The sequence below is a fragment of the Pseudomonas sp. HS6 genome, assembly GCF_023375815.1.
In the GTDB taxonomy this organism is placed as follows: Bacteria; Pseudomonadota; Gammaproteobacteria; order Pseudomonadales; family Pseudomonadaceae; genus Aquipseudomonas.
Map to the genome: position 1 here is coordinate 2,033,409 of NZ_CP067412.1, position 20,804 is coordinate 2,054,212.

General features: G+C 61.4%; 21 protein-coding genes. 10 read left to right on the top strand and 11 right to left on the bottom strand.

The features are described 5' to 3' along the window. Nucleotides 1-119 precede the first annotated feature (119 nt). Genes JJN09_RS09365 through JJN09_RS09380 form a run of 4 tightly spaced genes read left to right on the top strand, consistent with a single transcriptional unit; the run spans nucleotide 120 to nucleotide 5,681 of the window. On the top strand, nucleotides 120-1,283 hold the full coding sequence (locus JJN09_RS09365) for an isovaleryl-CoA dehydrogenase (protein ID WP_064597789.1): 1,164 nt from the start codon (nucleotides 120-122) through the stop codon (nucleotides 1,281-1,283). Between the two features lie 12 nt (nucleotides 1,284-1,295). Further along, the gene (locus JJN09_RS09370) at nucleotides 1,296-2,903 is read left to right on the top strand and encodes a carboxyl transferase domain-containing protein (protein WP_249487000.1); all 1,608 of its coding nucleotides are present in this window, start codon (nucleotides 1,296-1,298) and stop codon (nucleotides 2,901-2,903) included. Between the two features lie 13 nt (nucleotides 2,904-2,916). Continuing rightward, a complete protein-coding gene (locus JJN09_RS09375) occupies nucleotides 2,917-3,732 on the top strand; it encodes a gamma-carboxygeranoyl-CoA hydratase (RefSeq protein WP_249487002.1) in 816 nt (271 codons plus the stop codon). After that, nucleotides 3,732-5,681 (top strand): acetyl/propionyl/methylcrotonyl-CoA carboxylase subunit alpha, encoded by a 1,950-nt coding sequence (locus JJN09_RS09380; RefSeq protein ID WP_249487004.1) that lies wholly within the window; start codon nucleotides 3,732-3,734, stop codon nucleotides 5,679-5,681. The genes JJN09_RS09375 and JJN09_RS09380 overlap by 1 nt, the downstream gene beginning before the upstream one ends. Before the next feature lie 39 nt (nucleotides 5,682-5,720). On the opposite strand, the gene JJN09_RS09385 is transcribed toward JJN09_RS09380, so the two are convergent. After that, entirely contained in the window at nucleotides 5,721-6,377 is a 657-nt protein-coding gene (locus tag JJN09_RS09385) for a LexA family transcriptional regulator (RefSeq protein WP_249487005.1), read from the bottom strand. A 129-nt stretch (nucleotides 6,378-6,506) separates the two neighbouring features. On the opposite strand from JJN09_RS09385, the gene JJN09_RS09390 reads away from it, so the two are divergent. Beyond that, the gene (locus JJN09_RS09390) at nucleotides 6,507-6,845 is read left to right on the top strand and encodes a DUF3077 domain-containing protein (RefSeq protein ID WP_085732186.1); all 339 of its coding nucleotides are present in this window, start codon (nucleotides 6,507-6,509) and stop codon (nucleotides 6,843-6,845) included. A gap of 151 nt (nucleotides 6,846-6,996) precedes the next feature. Here the strand turns inward: JJN09_RS09390 and JJN09_RS09395 are convergent, their stop codons facing one another. Continuing rightward, on the bottom strand, nucleotides 6,997-7,215 hold the full coding sequence (locus JJN09_RS09395; protein ID WP_249487006.1) for a hypothetical protein: 219 nt from the start codon (nucleotides 7,213-7,215) through the stop codon (nucleotides 6,997-6,999). A gap of 97 nt (nucleotides 7,216-7,312) precedes the next feature. Between JJN09_RS09395 and JJN09_RS09400 the strand changes: the two genes are divergently transcribed. After that, a complete protein-coding gene (locus JJN09_RS09400) occupies nucleotides 7,313-8,464 on the top strand; it encodes a M14-type cytosolic carboxypeptidase (RefSeq protein ID WP_249487007.1) in 1,152 nt (383 codons plus the stop codon). Nucleotides 8,465-8,612: 148 nt separating this feature from the next. Further along, nucleotides 8,613-9,821, top strand: coding sequence for an MFS transporter (locus tag JJN09_RS09405; RefSeq protein WP_249487009.1), 1,209 nt, complete (start codon nucleotides 8,613-8,615; stop codon nucleotides 9,819-9,821). Nucleotides 9,822-9,830: 9 nt separating this feature from the next. On the opposite strand, the gene JJN09_RS09410 is transcribed toward JJN09_RS09405, so the two are convergent. Together JJN09_RS09410 and JJN09_RS09415 are read right to left on the bottom strand one after the other, a co-directional pair. Then, on the bottom strand, nucleotides 9,831-10,376 hold the full coding sequence (locus JJN09_RS09410) for a cytochrome b (protein WP_249487010.1): 546 nt from the start codon (nucleotides 10,374-10,376) through the stop codon (nucleotides 9,831-9,833). Further along, a complete protein-coding gene (locus tag JJN09_RS09415) occupies nucleotides 10,373-11,467 on the bottom strand; it encodes a catalase family peroxidase (protein WP_249487011.1) in 1,095 nt (364 codons plus the stop codon). Before JJN09_RS09415 ends, JJN09_RS09410 begins: the two co-directional genes overlap by 4 nt. 157 nt (nucleotides 11,468-11,624) lie before the next feature. Here JJN09_RS09415 and JJN09_RS09420 point away from each other — a divergent pair, with 157 nt between their 5' ends. Next, nucleotides 11,625-12,131, top strand: a complete 507-nt coding sequence (locus JJN09_RS09420; RefSeq protein ID WP_249487012.1) for an RNA polymerase sigma factor — start codon at nucleotides 11,625-11,627, stop codon at nucleotides 12,129-12,131. Continuing rightward, nucleotides 12,128-12,880 (top strand): anti-sigma factor, encoded by a 753-nt coding sequence (locus JJN09_RS09425; protein WP_249487014.1) that lies wholly within the window; start codon nucleotides 12,128-12,130, stop codon nucleotides 12,878-12,880. The genes JJN09_RS09420 and JJN09_RS09425 overlap by 4 nt, the downstream gene beginning before the upstream one ends. 5 nt (nucleotides 12,881-12,885) lie before the next feature. Here the strand turns inward: JJN09_RS09425 and JJN09_RS09430 are convergent, their stop codons facing one another. The 7 genes from JJN09_RS09430 to JJN09_RS09460 form a co-directional block, all read right to left on the bottom strand. Next, nucleotides 12,886-13,857, bottom strand: coding sequence for a spore coat U domain-containing protein (locus JJN09_RS09430; RefSeq protein WP_249487016.1), 972 nt, complete (start codon nucleotides 13,855-13,857; stop codon nucleotides 12,886-12,888). Then, nucleotides 13,854-16,211 carry a fimbria/pilus outer membrane usher protein gene (locus tag JJN09_RS09435; protein WP_249487018.1) on the bottom strand — a complete coding sequence of 786 codons (2,358 nt, stop codon included), beginning with the start codon at nucleotides 16,209-16,211 and terminating at the stop codon, nucleotides 13,854-13,856. The genes JJN09_RS09430 and JJN09_RS09435 overlap by 4 nt, the downstream gene beginning before the upstream one ends. Before the next feature lie 108 nt (nucleotides 16,212-16,319). Further along, nucleotides 16,320-17,060 carry a molecular chaperone gene (locus JJN09_RS09440; RefSeq protein ID WP_249490784.1) on the bottom strand — a complete coding sequence of 247 codons (741 nt, stop codon included), beginning with the start codon at nucleotides 17,058-17,060 and terminating at the stop codon, nucleotides 16,320-16,322. A 65-nt stretch (nucleotides 17,061-17,125) separates the two neighbouring features. Next, the gene (locus tag JJN09_RS09445) at nucleotides 17,126-17,626 is read right to left on the bottom strand and encodes a spore coat U domain-containing protein (protein ID WP_249487020.1); all 501 of its coding nucleotides are present in this window, start codon (nucleotides 17,624-17,626) and stop codon (nucleotides 17,126-17,128) included. Between the two features lie 4 nt (nucleotides 17,627-17,630). After that, a complete protein-coding gene (locus JJN09_RS09450; protein ID WP_249487022.1) occupies nucleotides 17,631-18,167 on the bottom strand; it encodes a spore coat protein U domain-containing protein in 537 nt (178 codons plus the stop codon). A gap of 19 nt (nucleotides 18,168-18,186) precedes the next feature. Continuing rightward, nucleotides 18,187-18,720 carry a spore coat U domain-containing protein gene (locus JJN09_RS09455; protein ID WP_249487024.1) on the bottom strand — a complete coding sequence of 178 codons (534 nt, stop codon included), beginning with the start codon at nucleotides 18,718-18,720 and terminating at the stop codon, nucleotides 18,187-18,189. A gap of 86 nt (nucleotides 18,721-18,806) precedes the next feature. Further along, entirely contained in the window at nucleotides 18,807-19,316 is a 510-nt protein-coding gene (locus JJN09_RS09460; protein WP_249490785.1) for a spore coat U domain-containing protein, read from the bottom strand. Nucleotides 19,317-19,613: 297 nt separating this feature from the next. Between JJN09_RS09460 and zapE the strand changes: the two genes are divergently transcribed. After that, a complete protein-coding gene (gene zapE / locus JJN09_RS09465; RefSeq protein WP_249487026.1) occupies nucleotides 19,614-20,744 on the top strand; it encodes a cell division protein ZapE in 1,131 nt (376 codons plus the stop codon). Nucleotides 20,745-20,804 lie beyond the last annotated feature (60 nt).

The window sequence follows — 20,804 nt, forward strand, 5'->3', positions numbered from 1 at the left end:
TCAAGTTGACGTTAACGTAAAGGGTGATTGACAGCCATTCGTCACAGGCTTACGTTAACGTAAAGGTGAGAACTGAAACGCCCTTCTCCCCACCCTACAAAAAAGCCAAAAGGTGACCCATGAGCTACCCATCCCTGAACTTTGCCCTCGGTGAAACCATCGACATGTTGCGCGATCAGGTTCAGTCCTTTGTCGCCAAGGAGATCGCCCCGCGCGCCGCGCAGATCGACAGCGACAACCTGTTCCCCGCCGATCTGTGGCGCAAGTTCGGCGATATGGGCCTGCTCGGCATCACCGTGCCGGAAGAGTACGGCGGTGCTGGCCTGGGTTACCTGGCGCATGTGGTGGCGATGGAAGAAATCAGCCGTGGCTCCGCTTCCGTGGCGTTGTCCTACGGCGCCCACTCCAACCTCTGCGTGAACCAAATCAACCGCAACGGCAATCACGAACAGAAAACCAAATACCTGCCGAAGCTGATCAGCGGCGAACACGTCGGCGCCCTCGCGATGAGTGAGCCGAACGCCGGTTCCGACGTGGTCTCGATGAAACTGCGCGCCGATAAACGCGGCGACCGTTTCGTGCTCAACGGCAGCAAGACCTGGATCACCAACGGCCCCGACGCCAACACTTACGTGATCTACGCCAAGACCGACCTGGAAAAAGGCCCCCACGGCATCACCGCGTTCATCGTCGAGCGCGACTGGAAAGGCTTCAGCCGCAGCAACAAGTTCGACAAGCTCGGCATGCGCGGTTCCAACACTTGCGAACTGTTCTTCGATGACGTCGAAGTGCCGGAAGAGAACATCCTCGGCGTGCTCAACGGCGGCGTGAAAGTGCTGATGAGTGGCCTCGATTACGAGCGCGTCGTGCTGTCCGGTGGCCCGACCGGGATCATGCAGTCGTGCATGGATTTGATCGTGCCATACATCCACGACCGCAAACAGTTTGGCCAGAGCATCGGCGAATTCCAGCTGATCCAGGGCAAAGTCGCCGACATGTACACCCAGCTCAACGCCAGCCGCGCCTACCTCTACGCCGTGGCCCAGGCCTGCGAGCGCAACGAGACCACGCGCAAGGACGCCGCCGGCGTGATCCTCTACACCGCCGAACGCGCCACGCAAATGGCCCTCGATGCGATCCAGATTCTCGGCGGCAACGGCTACATCAATGAATTCCCGGCCGGTCGTCTGCTGCGTGACGCCAAGCTGTACGAAATCGGCGCCGGTACCAGTGAGATCCGTCGCATGCTGATCGGTCGCGAACTGTTCAACGAAACCCGCTAAACGGAGCTGTCCATGGCTATCCTGCATACCCAGCTCAACCCTCGTTCAGCGGAGTTCGCCGCCAACAGCGCGGCGATGCTCGAACAAGTCGACGCCCTGCACACCCTGCTCGCACAAGTGGCTCAGGGCGGCGGCGCGAAAGCTCAGGAACGGCACACCTCGCGCGGCAAACTGCTGCCCCGTGAGCGCATCAACCGCTTGCTCGATCCGGGTTCGCCGTTTCTGGAAATCAGTCAACTGGCCGCCCACTCCGTTTATGGCGAAGACGTGCCCGCCGCAGGCGTGATTGCCGGGATCGGCCGCGTGGAAGGCGTCGAGTGCATGATCGTCGCCAACGACGCGACCGTGAAAGGTGGCTCGTATTACCCGCTGACCGTGAAGAAACACCTGCGCGCCCAGACCATCGCCCAGCAAAACCGCTTGCCGTGCATTTATCTGGTGGACTCGGGTGGCGCCAACCTGCCGCGTCAGGACGAAGTGTTCCCGGATCGCGAGCACTTCGGCCGGATCTTCTTCAACCAGGCCAACATGAGCGCCCTGGGCATTCCGCAGATTGCCGTGGTCATGGGCTCGTGCACCGCCGGCGGCGCCTACGTGCCGGCGATGGCTGACGAAGCGATCATGGTGCGCAATCAGGCGACGATTTTCCTCGCCGGCCCGCCCTTGGTGAAAGCCGCGACCGGTGAAGTGGTCAGCGCCGAAGACCTCGGCGGGGCCGATGTGCATTGCAAGATTTCCGGGGTCGCCGACCATTACGCCGAAAGCGACGAGCACGCCCTCGCCCTCGCCCGCCGCAGCGTCGCCAATCTCAACTGGCGCAAGCTCGGCGACGTGCAGCAGCGCACGCCGATTGCACCGCTGTACGCCAGCGACGAGTTGTACGGCGTGGTGTCGGCGGACGCCAAGCAACCGTTCGATGTGCGCGAAGTGATTGCGCGACTGGTCGACGGTTCGGTGTTCGATGAATTCAAAGCCTTGTTCGGCACCACGCTGGTGTGCGGTTTCGCCCATCTGCACGGCTACCCGATCGCGATCCTCGCCAACAATGGCATCCTGTTCGCCGAAGCCGCGCAAAAAGGCGCGCACTTCATCGAACTGGCCTGCCAGCGCGGCATTCCGCTGTTGTTCCTGCAGAACATCACCGGCTTCATGGTCGGCCAGAAATATGAGGCCGGCGGCATCGCCAAGCACGGCGCGAAACTGGTGACCGCCGTGGCGTGCGCCAAAGTGCCGAAATTCACCGTGATCATCGGCGGCAGCTTCGGCGCCGGTAACTACGGCATGTGCGGGCGGGCCTACGATCCACGTTTCCTGTGGATGTGGCCGAACGCGCGGATCGGCGTGATGGGCGCCGAACAGGCGGCCGGCGTGCTGGTTCAGGTCAAGCGCGAGCAGGCCGAACGCAGTGGCCAGGCGTTCAGCGCCGAGCAGGAAAGCGAGATCAAGCAACCGATTCTCGACCAGTACGAAGAGCAGGGTCACCCCTACTACTCCAGCGCACGGCTGTGGGACGACGGCGTCATCGACCCGGCGCAGACCCGCGATGTACTGGCCTTGGCCTTGTCCGCGTCGTTGAACGCGCCTATCGAACCGAGCCGCTTCGGCGTGTTCCGGATGTGATCGGGAGAACCTCATGAGCGACTTCAACACCCTCGAATTGCAAAGCGATCCACGGGGTTTCGCGACCCTGTGGCTCAGCCGCGAAGAAAAGAACAACGCGTTCAACGCCGAGATGATCCGCGAACTGATCCTGGCGCTGGACAAGGTCGCCAGCGACGCCAGCCTGCGTTTTCTGCTGGTGCGCGGACGCGGCAAACACTTCAGCGCCGGCGCGGATCTGGCCTGGATGCAGCAATCGGCCGAACTCGATTACCACACTAACCTCGACGACGCCCGAGAACTGGCGGAGTTGATGTACAACCTCGCCAAGCTGAAGATCCCGACCGTGGCCGTGGTGCAGGGCGCGGCGTTCGGCGGCGCACTGGGTCTGATCAGTTGCTGCGACATGGCGATTGGCGCCGATGACGCGCAATTTTGTCTGTCGGAAGTGCGAATCGGTCTGGCGCCGGCGGTGATCAGCCCGTTCGTGGTGCAAGCCATCGGCGAGCGTGCGGCGCGGCGTTATGCGCTGACGGCCGAGCGTTTTGGTGGGCAGCGGGCGCGGGAAATCGGTTTGTTGTCCGAGAGCTATCCGGCGACCGAGCTCGAAGAGAAAGTCGAGCAATGGATCGACAACCTGCTGCTCAACAGCCCCGCCGCCATGCGCGCCAGCAAGGATCTGCTGCGTGAAGTCGGCAATGGCGCGCTGACGCCGGCCCTGCGCCGCTACACCGAAAACGCCATCGCCCGCATCCGCGTCAGCCCGGAAGGTCAGGAAGGCTTGCGGGCCTTTCTGCAGAAGCGTCCGCCGAGCTGGCAAGCCGCAACCACCACCAAGGAGCCGCGTTGATGAGCGCACCTGTTCTCACCACCCTGCTGGTGGCCAACCGTGGCGAAATCGCTTGCCGGGTGATGCGCACCGCCAAGGCGCTGGGCCTGACCACCGTGGCCGTGCACAGCGCCACCGACCGTGAAGCGCGGCACAGCCGTGAAGCGGATATCCGTGTCGACCTGGGCGGCAGCAAAGCGGCCGACAGTTACCTGCAAATCGACAAACTGATCGCAGCGGCCAAGGCCAGCGGCGCTCAGGCGATTCATCCGGGGTATGGCTTTCTTTCGGAAAACGCCGGGTTTGCCCGCGCCATCGAAGCAGCCGGCCTAATCTTCCTCGGCCCGCCTGCTTCGGCAATCGATGCGATGGGCAGCAAGTCCGCCGCCAAAGCCTTGATGGAAACCGCCGGCGTGCCGCTGGTGCCAGGCTATCACGGCGAAGCACAGGATCTGGAGACCTTCCGTGATGCTTGCGAGCGCATCGGCTATCCGGTGCTGCTCAAGGCTACTGCCGGCGGTGGCGGTAAAGGCATGAAGGTCGTTGAAGACGTCAGCCAACTGGCTGAGGCACTAGCTTCGGCTCAGCGTGAAGCGCTGTCGTCGTTCGGCGATTCGCGGATGCTGGTGGAGAAATACCTGATCAAGCCACGTCATGTGGAAATTCAGGTGTTTGCTGACCAGCATGGCAACTGCTTGTATCTGAACGAGCGCGACTGCTCGATCCAGCGCCGGCACCAGAAAGTCGTCGAAGAAGCACCGGCACCGGGTCTCAGTCCGGAGCTGCGTCGGGCGATGGGCGAAGCGGCGGTGCGTTCGGCGCAGGCCATCGGTTACGTAGGCGCCGGCACGGTGGAGTTTCTGCTGGACGCTCGCGGCGAGTTTTTCTTCATGGAGATGAACACGCGGCTGCAAGTCGAGCACCCGGTCACTGAAGCCATCACCGGGCTCGACCTGGTGGCCTGGCAGATTCGCGTCGCCCGTGGCGAAGCGCTGCCGATCACTCAGGATCAGGTGCCGCTGAACGGGCATGCGATTGAGGTTCGGTTGTATGCGGAAGATCCGTCGAATGATTTCCTGCCGGCGACCGGACGTCTGGATCTGTATCGCGAATCCGCCGAAGGGTCGGGGCGCCGTGTGGACAGTGGCGTTGAGGAAGGCGATGAGATTTCGCCGTTCTATGACCCGATGCTCGGCAAGCTGATCGCATGGGGCGAGGATCGTGAACAAGCGCGATTGCGGCTGCTGAGCATGCTTGATGAGTTCGCGATTGGCGGGTTGAAGACCAACATCAACTTCCTGCGGCGGATCATTGGTCATCCGGCGTTCGCGGCGGCGGAGCTGGATACCGGGTTCATTCCGCGCTATCAGGAGCAGTTGCTGCCTGCGCCTGCTGCGCTGAGCGGTGAGTTCTGGGATGCGGCGGCGCAGGCTTTTGCGCAAAGTTTGCCTGGGGCGACTCGGGCGGATGACCCGGCTTCGCCTTGGGCGCTTCACAGCGGTTTGCGTGCTGGCCTGCCACGCGAAATCACTTTGCATTTGAGTTGCGAGGGGCAGGATCGGGCGCTCACGCTCGGTGCTGGCGGCAATGCAAAACTGATCGGCGAGCAACTGGTGATCGAGCGTGATGGTTTGCGCCGACAGCTGCGGACAATTCGTCGTGGAGAGGTTCTGTATCTGCAATGGGACGGCGAGCTGCGACGCATTGAAACGTACGACCCGATCAGCGCTGTCGAAGCCAGCCACAGTCATCAGGGCGGTCTGACGGCGCCGATGAACGGCAGCATCGTGCGGGTGCTGGTGGAGGTCGGGCAAGCTGTTGAAGCTGGTGCGCAACTGGTGGTGCTGGAAGCGATGAAGATGGAGCACAGCATCCGCGCACCCCATGCCGGTGTGATCAAGGCGCTGTATTGCCAGGAAGGCGAAATGGTCAGCGAAGGCAGCGCGCTGGTCGAGCTGGAAGAGGCTTGAGAGGTGGATCGATCCTACGCCTGGCGAGGATCGATCTGACTAGTACTTGGCCGATGCCTGAACCACGACACCGATAATTCGGCACTCGTCGGTAAACAAGGCTTTCGGCCAGGTCGGATTGAGCGGCATCAGGTAACGCTGGCCGCCCTCTTCGATCAACTTGCGAAAAATCGCCTCGTCACTGTCCTGCCACTGGGCGATCACCAGTTTGCCGGGCTCCGCCTCTACCGCCGGATCCACCAGGATCAGCATGCCCTCGCCAATGCTCTGCCCGGTGGGCGCGGTCATCGAGTTGCCTACCACCGTGAGCCAGAATGCCTGGCCTCGGGCATGGTAATCCGTCAGTTCGAAACGTCGCTTGTCCTTGCCGCTCGAATACGCCGGTTGGCTTTCACGGGCCTCGATCGGCACATTCCAGTCGCTGACCGGATAGCGGAAGTAAGGGTTGTACTTCTGCGCCAGAGGCATTTCGTCGTCCTTGTCGACTTGCGGTTCGCGGATCACTACCGCGACTTCGAGAAACTCCATGCCCAGCGCTTTCAGCACGCGGTTCATCTGCGTGATACCGGGCTCACGACGCTTGTTCAGCCAATGGCCGATACCGCCCTGAGACATGCCGACGCGCTCGCCGAGCTCGACTTGAGTGACGTTGAGTTCACTCATTTTGGCCTTGACCAACTCAATCCATTTATCCATGTGCGGCACCATACGTGCCCGTCCCGGGCCATCAAAACACATATTGTAGTATTTAAATTCTGGTCACAAATACTCCGAGTACTATCCTAGGTTCACGGATTTGAATCGACCAAGGAGTGACCTTTCACCATGAATATCACCAGCAAAGACCTGCCCGACCTGCAAATGGATACCACCTTCACCTCTCCCCAAGGGTGCGCCGCTGCGCAACGGGCATTGGATTATTACTTGAAACCAGCTGTGTCAGAACCGGAAGTGGAGGAACGCTTTTTCGGCGTGAACAATAACCTGAGTGGCGAAGAATCCCTGGTCCACGCCTCCGACCTGCTGCGATGTGCAGCAGCCACGGCGTTCAAGGCAGCAGACGGCTTGCAGGGCGTCAGTCGGGATTTGGCGTTTTCGGTCGTGCACATGGTGGACATGGCACGAGCGATGGTCGATCACTCGCTTGATGGCGGTGTTCGCTGAAGTCGGACGGGAAAGAATTTTCCAATCGCGCAGATAAAAACGTTTGACTTGCAAATGATAATGATTATTATTGCAAGCAGCTGGTCGCGAGATCAGTCGATGGACCAGAGACCTTAGGTCGGTCTTCTGGACTATCTCCTCATCAGGCTAATCACGGTTTTTGACCCGGCTTTTTGCCGGGTCTTTTTTTTGCCAGTTTTCTGGCTTGTGGCTTCAGGCTAATGAAGTCTTTAGGTGCTGCAAATTCGATGGCGCGGATAATATCAAAAGAATATCGCTTGGCAAGCGAACCCCAGCCGCATTGGGGAAAAGTAATGCCAATTAGCACTTGAGAATCAATCGCACAGCTACTAAGCTGCATCCGCGTCATGGAGGACGCCCCCCGCTGCACCCCGCAATTTCCCTCGGTTTCCCCTCTGTCTTGCGTGTAAAGTAGCCGCCATAAAAATCATATTCAGGAACCGATTATGACCGTGGCCAAATCTTCGTTCGACATCAGCGCCAACTTCGACAGCGGCAACATCCAAGTCATCGACATCAGCAACCCGCTCAGCCCGGTTCTGGCGATTCGGCCAGATACCCGCAGCGCCCACTTCCAGTGGTTCCACTTCAAGGCCAGCGGCCTGCATGTTCATCAGGAGCACTGGTTCCGCCTGGTCAACGCCAGCCAGTCCTCCTACAACAAAGCCTGGACCGGCTATCAGGCCGTCGCTTCCTACGACCACGTCAACTGGTTCCGCATTCCAACCCAATTCGAAGGCGACAGTCTGCGCTTCTGTCTTGAAGCCGAGCAGACCCACGCCTGGTTCGCCTACTTCGAACCCTACAGCCGTGGCCGTCATGACTGGCTGATCGAGCAAGCGCTGACCAAGGCCGGCACCGAACTGCTGGCCACCGGCAAGAGCGTCGAAGGCCGCGACATCCAGCTGCTGCGCAAAGGCACTGGCGCTGAAGGCCAACGCAAGATCTGGATCATCGCCCAGCAACACCCGGGCGAGCACATGGCCGAGTGGTTCATGGAAGGCGTGATCGAGCGTCTGGAGCATCACAACGACCCAGTGTTGAACAAACTGCTGGCCAGCGCCGATCTGTACCTGGTGCCGAACATGAACCCGGACGGCGCCTTCCACGGCCATCTGCGCACCAACGCCATGGGCCAGGACCTGAACCGCGCCTGGCAGAACGCCAGTCAGGAAGTCAGCCCTGAAGTCCTTTTCGTACAGCAGCAGATGGAAAAGTACGGCGTCGATCTGTTCCTCGACGTACACGGCGACGAAGAAATTCCCCATGTGTTCACTGCCGGCGGCGAAGGCAATCCGGGCTATACCCCGCGGATCGAGAAACTTGAAGAACACTTCCGCAGCCACTTGAAACACACCACCAAAGATTTCCAGACCAAGTACGGCTACACCCGCGACGAACCGGGTCAGGCCAACATGACCCTGGCCTGCAACAGCGTCGGTCAGAAATTCGACTGCCTGTCGTTGACCCTGGAAATGCCGTTCAAGGATCACGACGATGCGCCGAACCCGCTCACCGGCTGGTCGGGCCAACGCTCGAAACAACTGGGCAAAGACGTGCTGGCTACCATCGCCGACATGGTCGACACCCTGCGTTGATCCCCCTGTTTTTCGCCACATGAAAGATCGCAGCCTGTCTGCGATCTTTTTTTTTGCGCTGCACTTTCACCCAATCAGGTTGCAAAACAAAACCGGATTACTTACCGTCAATCCAGTTTTAATTTAAAACCTGAAATGGAATCGGGACATGAAATCTCAAACACTCGGTAGCGGCGTGGTGTTGCTGTTCGCCATTGCCTGCGGTCTGGCAGTCGGCAACGTTTATTACGCCCAGCCATTGCTGGATGCCATGGCGGAAGCCTTCAACCTGTCGCCCGCGAGCATCGGCATCGTCATCACGCTGACCCAGGTGGGCTATGGCGTCGGGCTCGTATTGCTCGTGCCACTGGGCGATCTGCTCAACCGTCGGCGCTTGATTGTCACCCAGACGCTATTGTCCGCAGCAGCATTGCTGATGATCGCACTGGCAACCAACAGCGCCGGGCTGCTGATCGGCATGACCCTGACCGGTTTGCTCGCCGTCGTCACACAGGTGCTAGTGGCCTACGCCGCCACCCTGGCCATCCCGGCGCAACGCGGACGCGTCGTCGGCGTGATCACCAGCGGCATCGTGGTCGGCATTTTGCTCGCGCGCACCGTGGCCGGCGGGATGGCAGACCTGGCCAGTTGGCGGGCGATTTATCTGCTTTCTGCAGGGCTGACACTGGTCATGGCTTTACTATTGTTCCGCGTACTGCCCAAGGATGAAAACCCACAACAGGCAACATCCTATACAGCGCTGATCGCCTCGGTGTTCCGGTTATTCCAAGAAGAGCCAGTGCTGCGACAACGGGCGATTCTGGCCCTCCTGACCTTCGCCAGTGCCATGGTCCTGTGGACGCCGATGGTGCTACCACTCGCCGCCCCGCCACTGTCGCTTTCCCACAGTGAAATCGGATTGTTCGGACTGGCCGGCGCGGCTGGCGCACTCGCAGCCGCCAGAGCCGGTCACTTGGCGGATAGAGGATTCGGGCAATGGGTCAGCGGCCTGTCCTTACTGCTGATGCTCGGCTCATGGCTGCCGATTGCCTTCACCCAATCTTCGTTGTGGGCGCTGCTGCTCGGCGTAATCACCCTGGACCTGGGCTTGCAGGCCGTGCACGTCACGAGCCAGAGCATGATCTACAGCGTCCGCCCGCAGGCACAGAGCCGACTGACCGCCGGCTACATGCTGTTTTACTCGATAGGTAGCGCCGTGGGCTCCATCGCGTCGACCGCGATGTACGCCTGGGCAGGATGGGCGGGAGTCTGCGGGCTGGGTGCCGGGATCAACATGGTCGCATTGTTGTACTGGTGGCGAACCCAGGCACCGCAAAAACGTGGCGAGCAGACCTGCTCCCTCGCCACGTCGGATTAACGTCTGCAGTCAGTTGCGATTGCGTCCCCGCAACATGCTGTCTAGCACCTCGTCGCGGCGCACCCAACCATGGAACAGCGCCGCCGCCAGGTGCAGCAACACCGTCAGAAACAACAGATACGCCAGATAACCATGTGCCTTGCGCAACAGCGCGAACACCTGTGCATCCGCCGGCACGATCGACGGCAATTGCAGCGAGTGGCCAAGCATCACCGGATCCCCCGCCGCACTGATCATCGCCCACCCCAGCAGCGGCAACACCAGCATCAATGCGTACAGCAACAGGTGCGACGCCTTGGCTGCCATTACCTGCCAGCCCGGCAGATCCTCCGGTAGCGGCGGCTGACGCGTACCCAGTCGTACCAAAATGCGCACGATCACCAGCAACAGGATCGCGATACCCAGCGGTTTGTGCAGGTTGATGAGCCATTCATGGCGCGCCGACACCGAGGTCACCATGCCGGCCCCGATAAACAGCATCGCGATGATCATCAGCGCCATCAACCAGTGCAGCAATCGCGCCAGCGGATTGAAATGCGTAGGTGGCGTTCTCATGGGCGTGCCTCCTGTTTGCCAGTGGGCAATTGGCTGACTTCGCTGGTGCGACGCAGGTAGGAATCGGCGTAACCGGCTGAACGAGCGGCGAGCAGAGGGTCGTCGGAACCTTCAATCCCGGCGGGCAGGACCAGTGGGTCGTAATTGATGTCGCGGCATTCGCCACTGAGTTGCGGCTGCGTCTTTTCCAGCACCAAGGTGCCGGCGTTCAGTACTTTGCGACCCGCAGGCCAGGCCTTGCTCGCGTCGTTCACCGGATCGTCGGCATTGGCCAAGGTGATGTTCAATTGAAAGCGCAGCGGTCCTTCGGCCAGGTGTTGCACAAGATCCTTTTCCAGAAAATCACTGCCTTCCGGGACCGTGGCCCCAGCGGGATCCTGCGCCAATGGCGTCATGCTCCAGCGCACGGCCTGCTTCTTGCCGCTGGCATCGACCAGATAGAACGCGTTGACGCTGTTGTAGGTTTCCGTGACATAGCTGGCCGAAGGTTTGGCGCTCTTTATCCAGGTCAGGAACGGTACGGCTTCCGGGTGCGAGGCAAAGAACGCCGGGACCTTGGTCGGATCCGGCTTGCCCGTCGCCGGATCCGGCGATTGCGCCTGCTGCAACTGATAAAACGCCTCGGGCGTACCGACCGGGAACACCGGCATGCTGTTCATCCCGGTGCGCCACTGCTGGCCGTTGGCCTGAGTGAAACGCAGCGCCAGGCTGCGAATCGGTACGGCGCTGTCCGGTGCATAAGGACTGCCCGCCGGCAACGCAAATCGTCCGACCACTGGTGTGCGCGGCTCGTTGAACACCTGCGCGACAGAATACGACCGCGCTTCACCGTTGCTCTCGAAATGCCCGATCACACACACGCCCTTGGCGTGATTGCGACGAAACCCCGGATGCACGCCGTTGTTCTTCTCCAGCACATCGACCAGCGCCTTGGGCGTCAGGCGTTGTGGGTCAAACGAGCCATGAACGTAGGCAAACGCCCCGGCCACTGCTGCGACCACCACGGCGATACCGCCGAGACGCAACACCAGGCTCGCGGCACTCAAAGGCGGGCGTTGTGGCCCGCCGGGCGGTGAGCTGCGATCAACCATGAAAGACTCCAGGGCCATCGGCCACAAGTAGGAAGAATCAGCAAGACGCACGCCATCAGGATTTATTCCACGTCCCGGTATTTATTTCTCCGAGCGTGGAATAACCTCGAATGCCGGGCGTCTTCCTAGTCCACAGCGTAGTGACTAGCAGAACTTCATGAGCGAATTCGACGAACAACTGAGAGAAATCATTCCCAGATTGCGGCGCTTTGCCGTGTCGTTGACGCGCAATAGCAGCAGCGCTGACGACCTGGTTCAGGCCAGCCTGGAGCGAGCCCTGTCCGGTTGGGGCGACAAACGCGCCGAGGGCGATCTGCGCGCGTGGCTGTTTTCGATCCTGTATCGCCAGTTCCTCGATGCACACCGACGCTCTCGGCGCTACGCGCGGATGCTCGAATTCTTCACCGGCCGCGATGACGCCGAACCCTCGGTAGAGCGCACCGTGATTGCCCAATCGACTCTGCAAGCCTTCGATCGTCTGCCCACCGAACAACGCGCCCTGCTGCTGATGGTGTCGGTGGAAGGCTTGACCTATAAGGAGGTCGCCGAGATTCTCGACGTCCCCACCGGCACCGTGATGTCGCGCCTGTCCCGCGCCCGCCAGGCTTTGCGCCAGCTCAGCGACGGCGAAATCAGCAGCCCTTCCTTGCGGATACTCAAATGATCAGCCTGCCCCCCAGCGAGCGTGACTTGCACGCGTACATCGACCACCAGCTCAGCGACGCCGACCGGCGTGTGCTGGAAAACTGGCTGGCCAGCCACCCCGACGACGCCGCGTTGATCCGCGCCTGGCAGCAGGACGCCCAGCACCTGCGCGCCGCTCTCGGAGGTACTCTGCAACAACCGGCCAACCCGGACCTTGATCCGGCACTGATCCGTCAGCGGCTCAAGCATCGATCACGTCGCCAATGGGCCAGCGCAGCTGTGTTGCTGATAGCGGTCAGCATCGGCGGTGTCAGTGGCTGGCAAGCCCGGGAAATGACCTTTATACGCACGGCTGCACCCATGACCGACGCCTTGCAGGCGTACCGTTTGATCGCCCAGCAAGGGATCCTGCCGGCGGACTACAAGGTCGGCGATGAAGGTGACATGCAGCGCTGGCTCGACCGCTATTTCACTCAGGCCAATCGTCTGCCGGACCTGACGGCGGCCGGTTTTCGGCCAGTCAGCGGTCGCCTGCTGAGCACCGAAGAAGGCCCGGCGGCGATGGTAATGTATGAGGATCGCACCGGGCACAAAGTGAGTTTCTACGTGCGCCCACCGGGGCCGAAAAACACCTTTTTGCCACGCGGTAGCCGTCTCGACGGGGATCTGCGGGCGGAATACTGGTCCGGCGAGGGTTACAACTACGCGATGGTCAGCCCGACCGACACCCCGGCGGGGCAGTTGCTCAAGCAGACCGTGCGCTTCTGATCGGCTCAGAAGCCGACATCCAGCACCACATTGTCCAGATAGGTGCCCGCGGGCGGGGTAGTCTGGTCGGTGTAGATCTTCGCGTTGTAGTTGAAGATCTGGCTACCGGTGCCCAGACCATTGCCGGGATTGACCTCGGCGTCGCTACTGGCCCGTCGCGCCGCGCCGACACTACCCCAGCGGGTGGTGCCGGCGCTTTTGAAGATGTCGTAGGCCAGGTAATTGCTGCCGGAAATCATTCGTCGTCGACCGCCGACGCTGACCGCGTTCTGTCCGTCGTTCAAACCCACGGTGTAAGCGCTGCCCTTGGTGCAGGCCAGGTTGATGGTCTGCCCGGTTACCGGAGTAAACGCGCTGATCACCGGGGCGCTGCCGAAGGCGATGTTGGGCGCGGTGATGGTGCAATCGTTGGCCACGGTCAGGTTCACCGTCAGCGTCGTGGTGCCGCTACCGATATCGCGTCCCAGACAGACTGCACCAATGCCAATCCCCGAGCAGTAGTTCCAGTTCCAGAAAATGCTCAGGGTTTCGGTGTAGACACCGGCCGCCACATTGCTGCCGATCGTGGTACCGAAGTACAGCGGCACGGTTTTCGGCACCGTACCGCCCAACAATCCCAGCGCATCGATGATGCCGTTACGGGCGAAGTCATAGGCGGTGCCGCGCGTCAGCGGATAACTGGTGCTGTTGTTGGCGTAGATCGTGTAACTGACGACATCGCCGGTAGGCCCGAGCAAACCACTTTGGGTCGACGTCACGGTGGCCCAGAAATGATCGTTATTGGTCAGCAGTGACAACAGCGAACCCGTACAGCTCAAACCGCCGTTCAATGTGGAACTGGGTTGCGACGTGGTGCGAACCGCAATGGAACTGATCGTGCCGAACGCCGCCGGCGTGGTGGTGACCACGGAACACAGCGCTTGCGCTGCCCCCGGCGTCATCAGCGCCAGCCACAGGCAAAGTCGTGCCCACGTCATTGGCACACCAACGGCCCGATCAGCGGGATCTGATCCTGTTGCAGATCCACATTGAACTGCGCCCGGCAGGTCTTGCCATCCGCCAGGGTCACCCTCAGCGAATTCTGTGCCTGCAGGTTTTCCAGATAGACCAGCCCGTCCCAGCCCACCACCGTGCGCGCGCCACTCTCCTCATGCAGTACGCCACTGCCCAGCGGCAATTCCTGTTGCTGCGCATCCACCAGCACGATGCTCGCGGCAATCACCCGGCTCAGCGGAAACTCCAGCAGATAGCCGCTGCCACGGCGCACGGCAATCCGCTGTTCGACATTCGGACTGCGCACGTTGGCCGGCAGGTTCAACGGATCGATTTCGTATTTGCCGCGGTAATAAGCGCTGCTCCATGGCACCAGTAAATGGCCGTTACGGTCGGTCTGGCCGACCTGCTGGTTCTCGTAACGCACCGGAACATCCGCGTAACCATCGGTGCTGACCACCACAAATGCATCGTCGATGCGGTTGGCCGCGAACACTTGATGATCCATCCACACCAGTGAACCGCTGGCATCGGCCCAACGGGTTTCGGCATCCGAAGTGCCGTAGACCCCAGCCTGCAACTGCACCGATTGCAGACGCCAGGTCACGTCAGCCTGACGGTAATCAGGCCCGTCGCCGTTGGCATAACCGAGGTTGAAGCCCACCCCGCCCTCGGACGGTACGGCGCGGCTGTAGTTGACGCGTTGTTGAGTCTGCCCGGTCTTGCTGCGCTCGCTGCTGAGGGCCAGGCTGCCGCGCAGGTCGAACGGAATTACCAGTTGCGCCTGCACCGCCCAGTTGGCATCGCCGATTTCGCGGTTGGCCGACAGGTAGAAACTGCTGTTGTGCCATAACGGCTTGCTCCAGCTCAGGTTGAGCAACCGCGTGCGGGTTTCGTCCGCTGCTCGGATATCGAAATAACCGACACCCAGACTGCCCCACCGCTCAAGGTTGAGGCTCAGGGTCGCCTGTTCGCTGCGTTTGCTGAGGCTGGTGTAAGGACTGTCGACCACCGTGAGGTCGGCGTACTGGTCGCGACGCTGCAACCGTTGCCAGGAAAAACTGAAGCGCTGGGCGCTGTACTGATAACCGAGACTGAGTTGCTGACCACCGTCACCGTCGAAATGGCTCTGGCTGATCGCACTGTTGAGCACCCCGAAATTGCCCAGCCGCAGATTGCCGCCGAGCCCGCCGAGGGTCAGTGAGTCGGCCGCTTCAACGTGGCTTTCCAGCGTGAAGCTGTCGCTGACGCCATAACGCAGACTGCCGGACGTCACGCCCGGTCCGTAGCTGAAATCCTTCAGTCCGTAATCGCGGCGCAACGTACCGGCGCTGACCGAGAAATCGCTCAAGCCCTTTTGCAACAGGCTGCTGGTGACATAGAACGGCACGGTGGTCGATACCTGCCGACCCAGCGCATCGGTGGTCACCACCACGGCTTCACCTGCGCCGTTGATAAACGGGATATTGGTCAGCGTGTACGGCCCAGGCTGCAAATCGGTGCTGCTGGACTTGTAGCCGTTGATGAACAGGTCCACCGAGGACGGCACCGCTGCTTCCCCGGCGAACTGCGGCAACGGATAAGTCACCAGGTCCGGGCGCACCGCAAAATCCCGGGAGAACTGCACACCACCCAGACGCACCGAACTGCTCCACGGCAGGGCTCCGCTGACCACGTCCCCCGCCTCGTAGGTCAGCATCCGTTCATCATCGGAGAAGCGCCAGGTGGTGTCGTAGCGCAGATAACCGTTGTTCAGCGTACTGACCGAATCCCCCGACAAGGTGCGCCGGTACTGCCCGGTATTGGACAGCGTGCCCCAACTGTCGAACACCCGCACCTCGTTCCATGCCGCCAGATAAGTCCCGGCGTCATCGGTGTCGTTGAGGTACAGGTCATAGTTGAACAGTGCGCCGAAACTGCTCAGCGCCGGGGTTCGCGGATAGACCTGACGGTTGCCGATAAATTGTTCCGGTAGCCAGTCCGGCGGTACGTCGAGCATCAGCCGCTGACTGACACTGTCGTAGTCGCTGTGCAGCCCCGGCAAACCGTCGAGATCGACTTCGGCGCCCGCACTCTCGGGCAGACTCATGCCGGTGTCGCGCAACACACTGGCCGGCAGGAACAACCGCCCGCCGCGCTGCTCCACCGCCACCACCCGACCGGTATTCATCTGGTTGACCACCAGTTCCAGAAACAACTGAGCATCGCTGACGGCCTCCATGCCGCTGGGAGGCGGCGGCAGTTCGCCGGCCCCGGATGGATGAATGAACATCAGGCAACACGCGCCGGTGACAAGCCACAACGGACGCCGAATACGGCGAGCCCATCCCGGACTCATTAGCGTGTTTCGTCCGTCAATGGACTGGTTCCTCCTGAAACCGCTGTTGCCCGCAGACTAATCGCTTGCCTGACGGCCCCGCACTACCCGGCCCGCAGGCCGCAATCCCTACTTCGCTGGAGCGATGCTCTGCACCTGTGATGCGCCATTGATCCGTCCGGCCAGTTCCCCTGCCACAGGTCCCGGTGCCGGCCAGCGCATCACCGCGCCGGGCAAGACATAACCCAACAAGCCTTCCGCCAGCGGTTTGCTCTGCCCGCCTTGCTTGAGCGCAACATCGGTCAGGCGTGCATGCACCGCGCCCTGATTGCGTACTTCCACATAAGGCCGGCCATCCACCGCCACCGTGCGCCAGCTCAATTGCGGCAGGCCGATACCTTTGGGGTCACGCTGACGGGTCGTGTCTTCCTTGCTCCACAACCCCGCACCGTAGGCAAACAGCGGCACCGAATAGCGCATCTGGAAACGGATCGCGGCGGCGGTTTTCCCGGCGTCGGCGGCGGGAGGTTGGGCCGAGGGTATTTCGTCGATGATGATCCGGTAGGCCAGTTCCTGGCCGGGTGGGACTTCTTTGGTTCGTGTCAGACGAACCAGTTGTTTCTGACCGGGCTCGATCTTCGCCACCGGCGGACTGCCGATCACGTCGCGCTGGTTCTGGTACTGCTCCTGAAAACCGTTCTGGCTCCAGCCGAACACACGGATCTGCAGGTTGGCCGTTTCGCTGCCACGATTTTCCAGCCACAACGCGCTGGCCTGCTGGTCGGCTTCGAGCACCGGATCGATCGGCCAGATCAGCACCGAACTGGCCGCCTGCACCTTGATCGTTGCAAACAAAAACCACATCAACATCGCGCAACGCACGTGCCATGGCCGTGACGTGATAAACCCCATAAACCCGCTCCTTGTGCCTTTCATCACCACGACAGCTGCACTTGCAGCACGTCGCTGTATGTCCCCCCAGGCTGATTGCCCGGCAATTGCACCTGACCGTAGATCGGCAGGCTGATGTTGTTCGCATCGCTATAGGCCACCGCCACGCTCTGCCCAATGCCCAGACTCTGGCTGTAAGCCGCGTCGCGAAACAGCGCATACGCCACTTTCGCGCTGCCGCCACTGATCTGCATTCGTCGTCCGCCGCTGTTGTACTGGCCGCCATCGACCGTCATGTTCAGCGTCACCCCCGGCGTGCATTGCAGTTGCACACCACCGGTCAGTGCCACCTGTACCGTGCCGGTGGCCAGCGCCGAACGCGTGCCGAAATTCAGCCCGCCATAGTTCGACACGCCCCCTACCACCAGGCATCCCGGTGTGATCGTCGCGCTGACCTGAAAGCTCTGGCTGGTCACCGCCGCCAGCGGCAACGGCACCGCCCCCGCGCATAGCACCAGCAGCGCCGCACAGCCATGCCGGCCCATGGCACTAGAACGTCAGTTCAACGGAAATGGTGTCGGTGTAAGTGCCCGCCGGCAGCCCGGCCTTGCCCACCGCCTGACCGTAGATGTTCACGGTCTGCGCCACACCGGTGCTGGCGGCGAGGTTGATCACGCCGTCGATGGCCAGCAATTGCGAGTGCCCGGCATCGGTGTACAGGTCGTAAGGCACGTAGTTGGCGACACCGTCGTACAGGGCGCGGGTGCCACCCGGGGACTTGCCGTCATTGGCCCCGGCGCGCACCTTGACCGTCGGCGTGGTGCCGCTGGAGCAGAGAATCGACAATGCCCCGCCACCACCGCCCAGCACTTGCCCGGCGGCCGTAGTGAACAGACTGTTGGCCGTGCCGAAGCTCAAGGCACCGAAGTTCAGGCCTGTGGAACCGCCGGAACCATTGACCTGGCAACTGCTGGTCAGGATCAGGCTGGAGGTGATCTGGCCGGTGACCGTGGTCGCGGCGTTGACGCTTGTGGCCAGCGTCAGGCCGAACAACGACAAACCTATCCTTGATGCAATCGTACGCATGGTGTCCTTCCTCTACGGTTTACCAATCGAGCGTCACCGTCAGGGTGTCGGTATAGACACCAGCCGGAACCGCACGGGTGTTCGCCACCACCGAGCCAAATACCGGGATGGGTATCTGCGCGCCGCTGGTGACAGCGAAATTGTGTTGTTGGCCGATGCTATAGCTCTGGCTGCCCGAGGCATCGAGAAACAGTTGATAGGGGATGGTCTGGCGACCGTTGCTCAAGCGGCGGGTGCTGCCGTCGCCATGGGCGCCACCGTCGATGGTCACGGTGAAACCGGTCACCGAGGGATTGCAGGCCACGTTGAGCCTGCCGCTGCTGTCGTTGGCCAGGCTGGCCTTGATGGGAGCATTCCAGGTCGGGCCCTGCTGGCCGAAATCGAGTTTGCCGAAATCGCCCACCGGGTTGGCGGGGCTGGATGTATTGGTCACCTCGCAACCGGCGATCAGAATCAGCCGCGCATGAATCTGCCCGTTGATGGCCGCTTGCGCGTCCTCCGTGAGCAACAGCAATGCGCCTGTGGCGACTACCAGCCAGTGCTTGCCTGTCATTGCGTCCCTACTCCCTCTGATCCTTCAGCATCACTCGACCTCTGCGTTCGTCATTGAACGTCGATTTCCTGTTGCATCCCGTTCGATCACCAGGTGACCGTTACCTTGACCAGATCCGAATACCGGCTGACACGCGGAACTTCGGCCATCCGCTCGATCCGCCCGTAAAGCGGCAACTCAACCGAACCGCTGTCCGGCACTCGCCCGCTGACCGGCACGTCCACCACCAGCGGCACTCGCCGCGCGGCGTCCTGATACAAGCGGTAAGGAATGGCTTTGCCACCCGCCTCGCCTGCCATGTAGCGCACTTCGCCCGTCCCGCCGTGCAGGCCGCCATCGACGCGCAGTTGATACGGCGTGTCCGGGTTGCATTCCAGGCGCGGCAATCGCGAATTGATCAGCGCCGCCCCGAGCGGCCCTGCCGGATCGTCAAGGCGCGCCGTGCTGCCGAAGTCGAGCACACCCAGTTGCTCGATACCGGCTTCGCGCTGCTGGCCGATCAACTGGCAACCGCGCTGCACATCGACGCGCACCTCAACCTGCAAATCGGCGGCCTGCACCGTTGTTGCGAGCCCGCCCAGCAATGCCCAGACCATCCCTGCATTCACTGCCCGTTCCTTGTTGGCGACAGCACCTGTGTCGTTACAGTGTTTCAGGTTAGCAACGGACGCCGATTGCGCCAGTCGATTGGATCCACTGATCGGGCGTGATTTGTTTCGAAAGATTGGCGATCCGGCACGCCAGGACGCTGAAAAAACCTGTACGCGCCGCAGAATACTGTCCAAAAAAGTCGCCGGCCGATAAAGCGCAGTGGAAGGAAAACTATCCGTCTGGTTACACTACGCCGCCGCGCTCGGGGGGAGCCGGCCCGACGATGACGGAGTGACCACACCGTGCCCGCCCGACCGCCCGAACGTTCGCGTCTGTCACAACGCCTTTCAGGATTACGCCGCTTGTTCGGCAAACGAAACCTCGCCAGTGCTGGCCATTGCGCCAGCGCCCAATCGATTCGCGATTATTTCCGGCACAAGGCCCATGGCCAGGGCTATACCCTCAGCCACAGCCAGCAGCGGGTGATCGACTGCATGGCGCAGCAAGCCGGCCTGTTGTTCGGCCCTTCGGCGCAAACCCCACCCAGTCTTTACTTGTTCGGTGCCGTCGGGCGCGGCAAGAGCTGGTTGCTCGACGGTTTTTTCCAGGCGTTGCCGATCCAGCAGAAACAACGCCTGCACTTTCATGAGTTTTTCGCCCGCCTGCACCAGGGCATGTTCCGCCATCGCGAGCAGGACGACGCCCTCGGCACCACCCTCGACGAGTTGCTGCAGGACTGCCGCGTGCTGTGCTTCGACGAGTTCCATGTGCATGACATCGGTGACGCGATGCTCATCACCCGCTTGTACAAAGCCCTGTTCCAGCGCGGGATCCTGCTGTTGGTGACCTCCAACTATCCGCCGGAAGGACTGTTACCCAACCCGCTGTATCACGCTCGGTTCAAACCGGTGATCGACCTGATCAATGCCCGCATGCAGGTCATGGAAGTCGGCGGCCCCCACGACTACCGCAGCCAGGCGCGCAACCACGCGCATCAGCTGTTCACCCAGGGCCATTACGTTTGGCCGGCCACGCCGGCACAACGTCTGGCGCTGGACTTGCCGCCACGGGATACCGCGCCGCAGCCGTTAACGGTCGGCAATCGGGTTTTACAGGCGCGTCTGTGCACAGGCCGCCGCGTTGCCTTTACCTTCAACGATCTGTGCGAGCAACCCACGGCCGTGATGGATTATCTGGAACTGTGCCGGCGCTTCGACCAGTGGATCATCGATGAACTGCCGGAACTGGACGAATGCTCGATTGCCGTCCAGCAGCGCTTCATCAACCTGATCGACGTGCTCTACGATCAGGACAAACACCTGACGCTGCTCGGACGACTGCCTCTGCACGAAAGCCTGGCCGGCAACGCGATTGACCTGGCCCGCACCCGCAGCCGGCTGGGGCAATTACCGGAAGTGCGTGAACCAGCCTGATTTGCCGTTATCATGCCGCCCATTCCCGGCGTCACGGCGCCCTCTCGATAGCGACCTTTT

Excerpts from the sequence above, each read along its gene's own strand:
- JJN09_RS09365 (WP_064597789.1), top strand. The coding sequence starts at position 120 with ATGAGCTACCCATCCCTGAACTTTGCCCTCGGTGAAACCATCGACATG.
- JJN09_RS09370 (WP_249487000.1), top strand. The coding sequence starts at position 1,296 with ATGGCTATCCTGCATACCCAGCTCAACCCTCGTTCAGCGGAGTTCGCC.
- JJN09_RS09375 (WP_249487002.1), top strand. The coding sequence starts at position 2,917 with ATGAGCGACTTCAACACCCTCGAATTGCAAAGCGATCCACGGGGTTTC.
- JJN09_RS09380 (WP_249487004.1), top strand. The coding sequence starts at position 3,732 with ATGAGCGCACCTGTTCTCACCACCCTGCTGGTGGCCAACCGTGGCGAA.
- JJN09_RS09385 (WP_249487005.1), bottom strand. The coding sequence starts at position 6,377 with ATGGATAAATGGATTGAGTTGGTCAAGGCCAAAATGAGTGAACTCAAC.
- JJN09_RS09390 (WP_085732186.1), top strand. The coding sequence starts at position 6,507 with ATGAATATCACCAGCAAAGACCTGCCCGACCTGCAAATGGATACCACC.
- JJN09_RS09395 (WP_249487006.1), bottom strand. The coding sequence starts at position 7,215 with ATGACGCGGATGCAGCTTAGTAGCTGTGCGATTGATTCTCAAGTGCTA.
- JJN09_RS09400 (WP_249487007.1), top strand. The coding sequence starts at position 7,313 with ATGACCGTGGCCAAATCTTCGTTCGACATCAGCGCCAACTTCGACAGC.
- JJN09_RS09405 (WP_249487009.1), top strand. The coding sequence starts at position 8,613 with ATGAAATCTCAAACACTCGGTAGCGGCGTGGTGTTGCTGTTCGCCATT.
- JJN09_RS09410 (WP_249487010.1), bottom strand. The coding sequence starts at position 10,376 with ATGAGAACGCCACCTACGCATTTCAATCCGCTGGCGCGATTGCTGCAC.
- JJN09_RS09415 (WP_249487011.1), bottom strand. The coding sequence starts at position 11,467 with ATGGTTGATCGCAGCTCACCGCCCGGCGGGCCACAACGCCCGCCTTTG.
- JJN09_RS09420 (WP_249487012.1), top strand. The coding sequence starts at position 11,625 with ATGAGCGAATTCGACGAACAACTGAGAGAAATCATTCCCAGATTGCGG.
- JJN09_RS09425 (WP_249487014.1), top strand. The coding sequence starts at position 12,128 with ATGATCAGCCTGCCCCCCAGCGAGCGTGACTTGCACGCGTACATCGAC.
- JJN09_RS09430 (WP_249487016.1), bottom strand. The coding sequence starts at position 13,857 with ATGACGTGGGCACGACTTTGCCTGTGGCTGGCGCTGATGACGCCGGGG.
- JJN09_RS09435 (WP_249487018.1), bottom strand. The coding sequence starts at position 16,211 with ATGAGTCCGGGATGGGCTCGCCGTATTCGGCGTCCGTTGTGGCTTGTC.
- JJN09_RS09440 (WP_249490784.1), bottom strand. The coding sequence starts at position 17,060 with ATGTTGATGTGGTTTTTGTTTGCAACGATCAAGGTGCAGGCGGCCAGT.
- JJN09_RS09445 (WP_249487020.1), bottom strand. The coding sequence starts at position 17,626 with ATGGGCCGGCATGGCTGTGCGGCGCTGCTGGTGCTATGCGCGGGGGCG.
- JJN09_RS09450 (WP_249487022.1), bottom strand. The coding sequence starts at position 18,167 with ATGCGTACGATTGCATCAAGGATAGGTTTGTCGTTGTTCGGCCTGACG.
- JJN09_RS09455 (WP_249487024.1), bottom strand. The coding sequence starts at position 18,720 with ATGACAGGCAAGCACTGGCTGGTAGTCGCCACAGGCGCATTGCTGTTG.
- JJN09_RS09460 (WP_249490785.1), bottom strand. The coding sequence starts at position 19,316 with ATGGTCTGGGCATTGCTGGGCGGGCTCGCAACAACGGTGCAGGCCGCC.